Origin of the sequence: Bradyrhizobium sp. (assembly GCF_019242285.1) — a bacterium.
Taxonomy (GTDB): domain Bacteria; phylum Pseudomonadota; class Alphaproteobacteria; order Rhizobiales; family Xanthobacteraceae; genus Bradyrhizobium.
This window is the reverse complement of the sequence record NZ_JAFAVV010000506.1, coordinates 1-10,306: the sequence shown is the minus strand read 5'-3', so window position 1 is coordinate 10,306 and position 10,306 is coordinate 1. Positions and strand designations below refer to the sequence as shown.

12 protein-coding genes and 2 pseudogenes are annotated in these 10,306 nt (G+C 64.7%); 11 read left to right on the top strand and 3 right to left on the bottom strand.

Annotated features, from left to right (window positions below):
* The 5 genes and pseudogenes from JOY90_RS20100 to JOY90_RS20080 form a co-directional block, all read left to right on the top strand.
* Positions 1–701, top strand: a pseudogene (locus JOY90_RS20100) (hypothetical protein); the annotation flags it as partial.
* A gap of 565 nt (positions 702–1,266) precedes the next feature.
* Positions 1,267–1,719 (top strand): Hsp20 family protein, encoded by a 453-nt coding sequence (locus JOY90_RS20095; protein ID WP_291692853.1) that lies wholly within the window; start codon positions 1,267–1,269, stop codon positions 1,717–1,719.
* Between the two features lie 90 nt (positions 1,720–1,809).
* Positions 1,810–2,132, top strand: a pseudogene (locus tag JOY90_RS20090) (hypothetical protein).
* 16 nt (positions 2,133–2,148) lie between these two features.
* Entirely contained in the window at positions 2,149–2,376 is a 228-nt protein-coding gene (locus tag JOY90_RS20085) for a hypothetical protein (protein ID WP_291692852.1), read from the top strand.
* A complete protein-coding gene (locus tag JOY90_RS20080; protein ID WP_291692851.1) occupies positions 2,373–2,552 on the top strand; it encodes a hypothetical protein in 180 nt (59 codons plus the stop codon). Before JOY90_RS20085 ends, JOY90_RS20080 begins: the two co-directional genes overlap by 4 nt.
* Positions 2,553–2,722: 170 nt before the next feature.
* Here the strand turns inward: JOY90_RS20080 and JOY90_RS20075 are convergent, their stop codons facing one another.
* Positions 2,723–3,784: a hypothetical protein gene (locus tag JOY90_RS20075; RefSeq protein WP_291692850.1), complete on the bottom strand. Its 1,062-nt coding sequence runs from the start codon at positions 3,782–3,784 to the stop codon at positions 2,723–2,725.
* 345 nt (positions 3,785–4,129) lie between these two features.
* On the opposite strand from JOY90_RS20075, the gene JOY90_RS20070 reads away from it, so the two are divergent.
* From JOY90_RS20070 to JOY90_RS20050, 5 genes are all read left to right on the top strand, one after another.
* Positions 4,130–4,957 (top strand): glycoside hydrolase, encoded by an 828-nt coding sequence (locus JOY90_RS20070; protein ID WP_291692849.1) that lies wholly within the window; start codon positions 4,130–4,132, stop codon positions 4,955–4,957.
* Positions 4,958–5,098: 141 nt separating this feature from the next.
* Positions 5,099–5,533, top strand: a complete 435-nt coding sequence (locus JOY90_RS20065; protein ID WP_291692848.1) for a hypothetical protein — start codon at positions 5,099–5,101, stop codon at positions 5,531–5,533.
* Entirely contained in the window at positions 5,530–6,027 is a 498-nt protein-coding gene (locus JOY90_RS20060) for an RICIN domain-containing protein (protein WP_291692847.1), read from the top strand. The genes JOY90_RS20065 and JOY90_RS20060 overlap by 4 nt, the downstream gene beginning before the upstream one ends.
* 220 nt (positions 6,028–6,247) lie before the next feature.
* On the top strand, positions 6,248–6,544 hold the full coding sequence (locus tag JOY90_RS20055) for a hypothetical protein (RefSeq protein WP_291692846.1): 297 nt from the start codon (positions 6,248–6,250) through the stop codon (positions 6,542–6,544).
* Entirely contained in the window at positions 6,541–7,557 is a 1,017-nt protein-coding gene (locus JOY90_RS20050) for a hypothetical protein (RefSeq protein WP_291692845.1), read from the top strand. Before JOY90_RS20055 ends, JOY90_RS20050 begins: the two co-directional genes overlap by 4 nt.
* A gap of 158 nt (positions 7,558–7,715) precedes the next feature.
* Here JOY90_RS20050 and JOY90_RS20045 read toward each other — a convergent pair whose 3' ends face one another.
* Complete coding sequence (locus JOY90_RS20045) at positions 7,716–8,762, bottom strand: HWE histidine kinase domain-containing protein (RefSeq protein WP_291692844.1); 1,047 nt, start codon at positions 8,760–8,762, stop codon at positions 7,716–7,718.
* Between the two features lie 405 nt (positions 8,763–9,167).
* Between JOY90_RS20045 and JOY90_RS20040 the strand changes: the two genes are divergently transcribed.
* A complete protein-coding gene (locus JOY90_RS20040) occupies positions 9,168–9,611 on the top strand; it encodes a helix-turn-helix domain-containing protein (RefSeq protein ID WP_291692843.1) in 444 nt (147 codons plus the stop codon).
* Between the two features lie 180 nt (positions 9,612–9,791).
* On the opposite strand, the gene JOY90_RS20035 is transcribed toward JOY90_RS20040, so the two are convergent.
* Entirely contained in the window at positions 9,792–10,109 is a 318-nt protein-coding gene (locus tag JOY90_RS20035; protein ID WP_291692842.1) for a hypothetical protein, read from the bottom strand.
* Positions 10,110–10,306 lie beyond the last annotated feature (197 nt).

Below are 10,306 nucleotides of genomic sequence, written 5' to 3'. Positions count from 1 at the left end.
ACGGCGGCAAGGGCGGCATTGAAGTGCGGCCGACGGCCGAAGAGCGGACAATTGCCAAGGAGCAGCACTTCGCCCCGACCCCGCTGCAACGAAAGCAAGTCGAAGTGGCAAGTCAGGATCCGAGCCTGTTCAAGCGAGCCAACAATGGCGTGCCGCCTGTTGGCGCAACGGCGCGTCCCGGCGAACTGAAAGGGCCGGGCGTGGTCAACGCGCGGCCGGCCGGCGAGGTCGCGCCTGCGAATGGCGCGCGGCCGCCGGCTGTAGAGCCGGCAAGACCGGGGCTGGCGCCGGCGGAGGCGTCTCACGCGCTCCCGGTCCCAGGCAAGGAAATTCCCGCGCCTAATTCCGTTCAGCAGAACAGACCTGCTGTCGAGGAGAAGCGCACGGCGCCTGCCGAGACAAGGGTTGAGCCGCGGCCGGAAGCTGAGCCGACAAGGCCCGCCGCCCGGGAGAACAGGCCGGCGTCGGAAGAAAAGAAGCCTGAGGAAGTGCGCAGGGAAGAGCCCAAGCCGGAGCAGATGGCCCGACCTGAGCCTGCGGCACGGCCGGAAGGACGACCCGAGCCTGCGGCGCGGCCCGAAGCGCGACCAGAGCAGATGGCTCGCCCCGAAGTGAGGTCACCGGCGCCGCCGCGGACAGCGGCCCCTCCTCCACACCCCCCGGCCGGCCATCCGGCGGAAGAGAAGCGCCCGGAGCGTTAACGATCGCATCCACGCCCCGCCGGTGCTTCCCCGCGGGGCCGTGGGCGGAAGACGGTCTATTTATCGCAACAGCTTGCGGCTGACACATCTAGTCGATCACTTCGTCGGCGCGAGCGAGCAAGTTACTCCGATCTCCCGACCGACCTCGGACGCAAGAAGGGCCGCCGCCCGGCCCCGAAGGGGCGACCGGCGCGCCCGAGGTCAGCGACAAGGACGCCCGCAAGGCCGCCGCGGAGTCGGAGCACGGGCAGAAGCGGCGCGATGCCGAGCGCCGCAAGGAAGAGGCGGCAAGGGAGAAGGAGCGTGCCAAGCGCGAGAAGCTGGTCGCGAAGGCGCAGGCGCTGCGCCGCGCGCGGGAATAGGCCGGGAAGGCCGGATTAACCATCGCGATTCCTTGCCAAAAAAATTTTGCGGCGGGGCCTTGAAACTTTTTCCGGCCTTCCAAATTTTTTCGGCGTCGCCATCGCGGCGGCTGGGACGCTTTCGGGGTCCCGCGACTTGAGTCGGGCGCCGGACGGTGTCCGGAGCCTGCTCGTACCCATCTTGCTCCAAGGAGGATTTGGCTATGAGGTATGATTGGACTCCCCTCTGGAGGTCGACCATCGGGTTCGACCGCCTTTTCGACGTTCTCGACGAGGTCCAGCGGACCGCCGAAGAGAGCTATCCCCCCTACAACATCGAACGTCTCGACGAGAACCGCTTCCAGATCTCGGTGGCGCTCGCCGGCTTCACGCCGGACGAGGTCGCGCTGACAGTCGAGCACAACGTGCTCACGCTGGAAGGCCTCAAGGGCGAGAAGGAGGGCAAGACCTTCCTGCATCGCGGCATCTCGGCGCGCAACTTCAAGCGCCAGTTCACGCTCGCCGACCACGTCGAGGTCAAGGGCGCCCGCTTCGAGAGCGGCCTGCTCGTCATCGACCTGGTGCGCGAGATCCCCGAGGCGATGAAGCCGCGCCGTATCGAGATCAACGGCGCCGCCGCCAGCAACGTGACCCAGATCGAAGCCAAGGCCGCCTGATTACCGGACCAGGCGAACAAGGTTCGATCCAGGCCGCGCGGGCCATCCCGCGCGGCCATCCCCCAACGCGTCTTTGAAATGGAGGCAGCCATGCGGCGGACGACCGCGATCGACGACAACGTATTCGATTTCGACTACCTGCTTCATCCCGGTACCCGGTTCGAGCACCGCGGGATGTGGTCTCTCATCCGGGCCTGAGCCTCGGGGAGAAGCGGGCCATCCTGGCGTCATGGGCCTCGGACGCATCGGCCATCGCGTCCTGTCCCTCGCTGCGGGCGCCCGAAGGATTGAAGGGGCCGGTCACCATCGACGAGATACTCGAGGCGCTCTGCGCGCTCGATGGCGGCCCGAGGCCTCCGCCCGGCGGCAAGCCGGTGCGGCTTCGGTCGGCCGAGCGGCGCGCTGCGGCCTGAAGCGAAGGTGACCAAGATGTTCGACGAAAACCTCGCCCGCATCCGCACCCACCGCAACAACATCCACCGCTACCGGTGGCTGCTCCGGACGGAATTGTCCGATCTCGAGCGCGATTTCATCGAGAAACGGATGGCCGACGAGCAGGCCGCGCTCGATGCCCTGGTTGCCGAAACCTTCCCGGTGGCATTTCCCCTTCCGAAAGATCCGTCATCGGCTTCCTCGATCATGGGAGCGGCGTCATGAGCGACGTCCGAGACCTGCTGATCCACGGCAGCGAGAAGGTCATACGCCACTATCGCCTGCTGCTGGCGAGCGCGAAAAGCGAAAAGGAGCGCGAGCTCTATCGGAGCCGGATCGAGCGGGAGGATCGATTGCTGGAAGACCTCAGAGGCGGCTCGCCCGGCCGGTGTGCCGCCTAGCGGCATGACTCCTTCGGCCAACCATCTCGGGCCCGAAACCGCCGGCACCGATTATCGTTGAAGATCTTCCGCAGGAACGTAGCCATCGCTGGATGCGCGCCTGTGGAGGAGGGAGAAACCGTGCGGCACCGTGCTCGCGATTGCGAGCACGTTGATGGAAATGGATTGCCTTAGCGATGCTTTTGCGGAGCCGGATGTGGCCGTGGCGCAGGATGCGGTCGCGGTGCGGGATGCGGCCGCGGCGGCGACGCACGTCGGGGCGGCGCGGGACGGGCGACATGCGGCGGTGGAGGACGGCGAGGCGGAGCCGTCGCTGGCCGATGCGGGGCAGGGCGTGCCACGCGCGGCGCGGGCGCCGGACGCTTGACCACCTGCGGGGCTGGCCGCGCGATCTGCGGCTTGGGCGGGGACGCCATCTTCCGTTTGTCCTCCGTCCCGGCCGCGCCTGCAGCATTGGGTTTGCCCGCGGCTGGTAGCGCGTGTCGCGGCGCCGGCGCTGCAATCGGCTTGCCCGGATGTGCCGCGACGATCCCGGCGCCGCTGAACTGCGCGGGATGCGCCGTTGCGGCCACCGCCGGATGTCCGTGATTATGAGCCAGCGACATCGCGGGATTCCACATGGCGGTTTCGGCGTGCCGCGTCTGCTCCCCGGTCGGCGGGAGGTGGCGCTGCTTCTCTGCGGCGATCTGTTCCGGTGTCGGCTTCGCCGTGGTGCCGCCGGCGCCGCCATTGTAGCTCACGGTGATGTGGTTGTTGATGACGGTCTTGTTGTAGACGTTGGTGATCGAGACGTTGGTGATGTTGTTGACGGCGCGGTTGTAGAAGAAGTGATGGTCGCGCCAGTAGCCGCCTTCATAGCCGAAGCCGGTGTAGCCGAAGCCGTAGCAGATGCCGCCGTAGAAACCGACGGTCGGCGCCCAATACCCGGTGTGGAAGGCGTAGAAGCCGTCGCTCCAGCCCCAATAGCCGGGTGTCCACAACAGCTCGGGCTCCGGCGGCAGCACCCACGTGCCGGGCACCCAGTAGTAACCGATGTCGTCGCTCCACGCCCAGTACCCAGGGACCCAGATGTAGCCGGGGCCGGGAATCTCCGGTTGCTCGTAGACGGGTAGCGGCGGCGGCACGGCATCGACGGTGATGCCGATCGCGATCTGGGCGTTTGCGGCCGGAGGCGGCGAGAGACCGCAGAGGCTGAGGGCGATGACGAGAGATAGTCCGGCGATGCGGCGCATGGCGCACACTCCAATCGATCTATTTCATCCCCGCCCGAGTAGCCGAATAGGCATGACGACCTGAACCAGTTGTGAATGCGCGTGTTCATGCGCGATCACGAGATCGCGGGTGATGGGCCGCTGTGATTCTTCACGGGGAGCGGAATGCGATCGTAAAGTCTCGTTCACACCGAGTTCATCGGAAGAGGCGCAGCGTCCGGGACGAGCAGTATCGCGATGCTGTCCTGAATGAGATGCGCCTGGCAGGCGAAGCCGAAGCATGCCAGAACAATTTGAGCCAAACATGGGGATTGGTTGGTGCCTGTTTCTCGTTACGCGTGTGCGGCTTTTTCTTCGTTGTTTCTGATGGCCGCCGGGCTCGAAGCTGCCGCTTCGGATCAGGGCATTCCAGAAGGCTCGTTCAACAAGGGCCAGATCAGCGCGCGCTCCGCTCTGACCTTTCGTGGATGGGGTATGTCGCTGGCCTGGGAGGCGAACGATCTCTACGGCGGCGGACGTCAAGCCGCGAAGATCAAGGACCCTGCCCAGCAAAGCGCGTACATGGACCTGCTGTTCGGGGATCCCGCAACGCGCCTGACCCTTGGCTTCAACATCGCGCGCTACAACATCGCGGTCGGCGACGATCCGAAGCATGCGCATATGCGCGCCGATGCCCAGATGGAGGGTTATCAATCCGGTCCGGGTGCGGCCTTCGACTGGACGCGTGATGCGACCCAGCGGCGCATGCTGCAGGAGGCGAAGCGACGCGGCGCGAACATCTTTGAAGCGGTCTCCTATCCACCGCCTTACTGGATAACGGTGAGCGGCTGCTCGTCGGGCAGCAAGGAACGCGGGCAGGATAATCTCCGTCCCGACATGCAGGAGAGCTTCGTCAACTATCTGGCGACGGTCGTGAAGCATTTTCGTGATGTGGAGGACATCCGCTTCGAGAGCGTCGAACCCTTCAACGAGCCGGACGGCAACTGGGGCGCCGGCGGCAGCCAGGAAGGATATTCCGCTCCAATCGCAACGCAGAATGCAGTTGTGCCCATGCTCAGGAGCCGCCTGCAACACGATGGCTTGGACACCTTCGTCGCCGGCGTGGATACGAACAATATCTCGACGGCCGTCGGCGATTTGAAGCAGCTCAAATGCTGCGGCGGTGGCCGCGATCGGCCGGCTCGACACTCATGACTATCACCACGACGTCGGCGATCTTGCGGAGTTGAAGGAGTACAGCTCGCTCGCGGAGAAGCTTCACAAGCCGATCTGGATGAGCGAGCTCGGCTGCTGTAAGGACCAGAAGGAAAAGGACGAAATGTGGGGAGCCTGTTCATGGCGGATTCCATCCGCATGGACCTGCGCGACCTCCGGGCCGAGGCCTGGGTGCTTTGGCAGCCGGACTGGGAGGTGATCAGATTCGATCCGAACGGAGGCCCGCCACAGCTGCAAAAGCAATATTATGCGCTGGCGCAATACACGCGCTTTATCCGTCCCGGCTTTCAGATCATCTCGGCAGGCGGAGCGTATGATACGCTCGCAGCCTACTCTCCCGCCTTGAAGCGGCTGGTTCTGGTGACGACCAACCGGGATGCGCCCGGCAAGGATGATCTCGACCTGACGCCCTTTGCAGGGCTGCCCGCACAAGTGACCGCCTATCGCACGACCTCGGATGCATCCATCAACCTTCGCGAGGAGACGATCGCGCTCTCCGGCGATAAGCATATCGTCAATTCGTTGCACCCCCGCGTTCCATCACGACTTATGTGATCGACGGCGTGGTGGCGCGATCCGATGCATTGATCGACAGGATCGAGGGCGTGCATCAAGTCGTCTCTCAGGCCGCACATCTTTGCCTGAATGTCACCACCAACTCGACGATCTCCGGGGCTGCGATCATTCCGTTTTCGTGCGGCGCCTACAGCAACGAGGCATTCGATTTTGTGAACAGGGGTGGAGGGTTCTATTCTATCCACACGGTAAATGCGGTCACGGGATTGTGCCTGAACGTGTCGAACGGCCCGAAATCTGCCGGTGATGGCAGGACGCGCGGCGGTCCGGGCAATCTCATTCAATGGGGCTGTGGAGATGGTCATCTTCCGGCGAATGAGCTGTTTCGGCTCGAGGCGGCGACGTCTGGCACCTATCATATCCAAGTGAAGAGCAGCGATCTTTGTCTCGAGGATCCGGGTGCGGGCGGGACATTGCGCCAAAACTACTGCGATCCGGCGTCCGAAAAGCAAAGATTTACACTCGGCGATTGAGGGATGGGGCCCGGCACTATTTCAGCCTTCGCCTGCGCCCGCACGTGACGCTTGTCCTTCGTGTCGACAAATGTCGCCGCAGCGGCCGGATGAGACCCCGTGAAACCTTCGGTGGCTATACGCTCCGCATCGAAACCGGGGACCGAAGGGAACCGAGCGTCTCCAAAGCGGATTGACTGTGCGGTTTCGTAAGTTCGAAGCGGCACGCGGGAGGTTGACCATGGCCGATGTCCTCGAGACGACCGTCGCTCCATCGGCCATCGAGCGGGCCATGACGATCTTCGAGAAATTCAAGGAGCGCGATCACTCCGAACTCGTCCAGGCGCGCAAGGCGCTCACCGATCACATTTTCGGCCAGGTCGCCGGCGGCCAAACGGACGAGGAACGGTTGGTGGTCGCGGGATTGGCGCACCTCAAATCGATCGAACGGATGAACGCCGAAGCGACGAAGAACCTCGCGCATTCGGGCGGCCAGGGCGAGCCGGAGGACGGTGGGCCGTCTTCGCAAAAACCGTGACCGTCGGAGAAGGCATCGAAGTCGTCCTGGGCGTCGTTTTGGTCGGACTCGCGCTGCGGGACGTCTTCGACACGGTCGTGGTCCCGGGCGAAAGCAAAGGCGCCTTGCGCGTCGCCCGCCGGCTCCTCTTCGCGATGCTGCCCGTTTGGAAGCGGATGCGGCGAGGCAAGTCCGGCGTCTCGACCAGCTTCGCGCCATCCGTGCTGATGGCCTCGTTCGTGGTCTGGATGGAGTTGCTGCTGGTGGGCTTCGGCCTCGTCGCGCACGGGCTGGGTAGCTGGTTCTCTCCACCGGCCGACAGCTTCGAGCAGGCGGCCTTCATCGCGGGCAGCGCGCTTGCGACTGTCGGCCTGTCCGGCATCGAGGCACATGGTCCCGCGCGCTGGGTTCTGGTTGCCTCCGGCCTCTGCGGCTTGGCGGTGCTGACGATGGCGGTGACCTATCTGATCGAGGTGCAGGAGGGGATCGCCCGGCGCGACGCCGGCGTGCTCAAGATCACGACCGCCTCCGGCCAGCCGCCCTCGGCGCTCGGACTTCTTGAGCGCTACGCGGACCTCGACGCTCCGGAGGAGATGCGGCGCGCCCTCTATGACGGGCGCGACTGGTGCGCCTCGGTCCTGCAAAGCCACGCCTCCCATCCGTCGCTGGTATACTTCCGCTCGGTAGGAACCGGCGCCGGCTGGCCGGCGGCGTTGGGGACGATCATGGACCTCGCCTTGATTTTCGAGCTTCTCATCGACGACCCGAGGAGCCGCGCGGCCGCCGTCCTGCTGCGCGACGAGGGGATGCGTCTCGTCGGAGAAATCGCTGGCCTGATCGGTCTGGAGCCGAAAACCGACGATACGATTGCTTCGGACGTCGAGGCGCTCTGTGGCCGCCTCTCGGCGGCCAGATACCGGCTGAGGCCGGACGCCGATCGCGAGGAGTTTGTCGCCAAACGGCGGGAGCACGCGCGCTGCATCGAGGCCATCGCCGAGCATCTCGGCACGCCCGCGGCGCCGCTGCTGTCGTAGGCCGCTGGTGCGGGGGGCCGGCTAGCGCAATGGCATCCCCTCGGCAAGGGAAGACCGCATCGACATAGCGGCGCCCATTCTGATCGAGTGAAGGAGGACGAGCGGCCCTGTCGTCGGCGGAAACGTGGTCAGGAACGGCGGATGCGTCCTGTTTCGCGTCACGGCTCGCCCCGAGGGAATGACAACTCGCAAACCAGTCCTTCCGGCCTCCATTGCCGGGTGCTGGTTCCGCGCAGCGTGCGGATGACGCTGTCGATGGCCCCGGTCCCGAACCCCTTGCGCGTCGGCTCCTTGACGGGCGGACCGCCGCTCTCCGACCAGCACAGCACCAAGGCGGCGGTATCGTCCATATTCCAGCGGATATCGAGCCGGCCCGATGGCGTCGACAGCGACCCATATTTGGCTGAATTGGTCGCAAGCTCATGCACGGCGACCGCGATGGCCTGCGCCAGCGCAGCCGGCAGGCGGACGTCGTCCCCGGCGATGCAGATATGTTTGCCCTCCACACTTGCGTAGGGGCGCAACTCCTCCTCGACGAGAATCTGGAGACTGGCGCCCGTCCAGCGCGACGCCGAGAACAGCCGCTGCACGTTGGCGAGTGCGCCGAGGCGTCCCTCGAACGACGCCTGGAATTCCCCGACCGTGTCCGCCTTGGTGAGCCGCAGCATCGCCTGAATCACCGCGAGCAGGTTGTTCGACCGGTGATCGACCTCGGAGGTGAGCAGCTTCATGCGCTCCTCGGCCTGTTTGCGGGCCGTGATGTCGACCAGCATGTTGACCGCGCCGATCAGCCGGCCGTGGTCGTCGCGCAACGGGGTCGGATAGGGCATGAAGCAGATCCGGGAGCCGTCGGGCCGTTCCGCGACGGCCTCGGCATCGCGCACCGGCCGGTTTTCCTTCAACGCGACGGCCATGGGGCATTCTTCGTGCGGCAATGGCGTACCGTCCGGCAGATAGAGCTTCCAAGTCACGCACCACATGTCGCCGATCTTCGGCGTGCGTCCGGCGAAATCGATGCAGGCGTGGTTGAAGAAGGTGAGGTGGCCCTCCGCGTCCGTGGTGTAGATCGCGGCCGGCAGTGCCTGCAGCAGGTCGCGAAATCGCCTCTCGGAATTCCTGTCGGGGTTGCTGCGAACGGCCGCGTGCCGGGCGGCGATCTCGCCGATGGCGGCCTCATCCGAACGTACTTCAAACAAGTCCAGCATCGGAGTTGGCGATCTACCTCAGGGAGAGACAGGTTTAATCCGCCAACGGCGCAGGCGTTCCGTCGCGAGCGCGCAAATGATGGCAGCAGGTCATCCGTCGTCGAATGCCATCGAGAATACGCTCGCGTCCAGCCGGCCTTGGATCCGGAGCGGCCCTCCGCGGGATATCCGCAGCCGGCTGGGCGAGGATTACGAGCGACATTTCAATTCGTCTGGCAACGGAGCTATGGGTTAACTGGTAGCCAGCGACCGTCTGCAACATCGGGTATAACTCTCGTCTCTCGTGGCATCTCTAAGTCGTTGCAACCCCAACGAAGCCAGATACAAGCGGGACTACGCCTTCCGAGCGCAGGTGCGCGCGGCACTGGAGAAGGCCCGCCAGCCGAAGCCGAAGGGACCGTGAACATGGGACATGCGCAGCGAACTGCCGATGAACGGCCTCAGGACACTGCCGAGGATATGACCATCTGCGGAGGAGACGATTTTCTCGCGGAGCGAGGCATCGCCGATCCGGATGAATTCCGGGTCAAGAGCCATCTCTGTCACGAGATCGCGTCCATCGTGGAAGCCCGCAAGCTGACCCAGGCTGCCGCCGCCGAACTCACGGGGCAGAAGCAATCGGACCTGTCGAGGATCATCAACCATCGCCACAACGATTACTCGGTCTGGCGACTGATGAAGATGCTTTCCGCCCTCGGCGCCGACGTCCTGATCACCGTCAATCCTTCCGGCGCGTTCGAGAAGGGCATCGTCTACTCGAAGAACGTGGATGATCACGAGACGGTCGAGCCCGAGGCGTCGATGGACGAAGAGCAGGAGATGGACCGCGCACCGGACATGCGCCCATAACCCTCTGGGCGGCGAAGTCCGGCCCTGTTGCTCTTGCCGGCGAATGGGTCGTGTGCCGGGGGTGAGTTGTGGCGTCTGCGTTTGCGCCTTGGGGGCGCACTCGGTCGGGGCTCGGCCAATCTCGCCGCCGAATCATTCAACTCGGTGACGTTCAGAGCCTGCGCTATCGCGGCGACCAATTTAGACGGCGCGAAAGGCTTCTGAAGCACAATGCTCCCGGTCACCCCTTTCGCCTGCCACTCGTGCCCGTGGGCGCTGGTCATGTAGATGATCCCGAGCTTGGCATCCATGGCGGGCGACCTGCCAGCCGTCCAGTCGACCGGAAAGCTTGATCTCGGTCAGGATCACGCGATACGAACGACCGGCCCCGAGAACCTCGAGCGCCTCTTCGCCGCAAGGCGCCACGGCCGACATGAAGCCGGCTTCGGCCAGGGCGTCGTCGAAGCTCTGCACGATTTCATTGTCCTCGACGACGAGAATCGCGATCGGATCGACCACTTCTGCCGCTCCTCGCTTTCAGGTGCGCCCAGCCAAATCTACGCCCGCGCGGCATACTTGTCTTCGGGAAATTCGGGCTGGTGATCCCATTTCAGCATGTGTGCAAACAGCCTCAAAATTCAACGGCCCTAAGCGAGCGGCAGCGCGATTTCGCACGTGAGCCCCTTGGCCCGCCAATCGAGCCGCAGCTCGCCCCT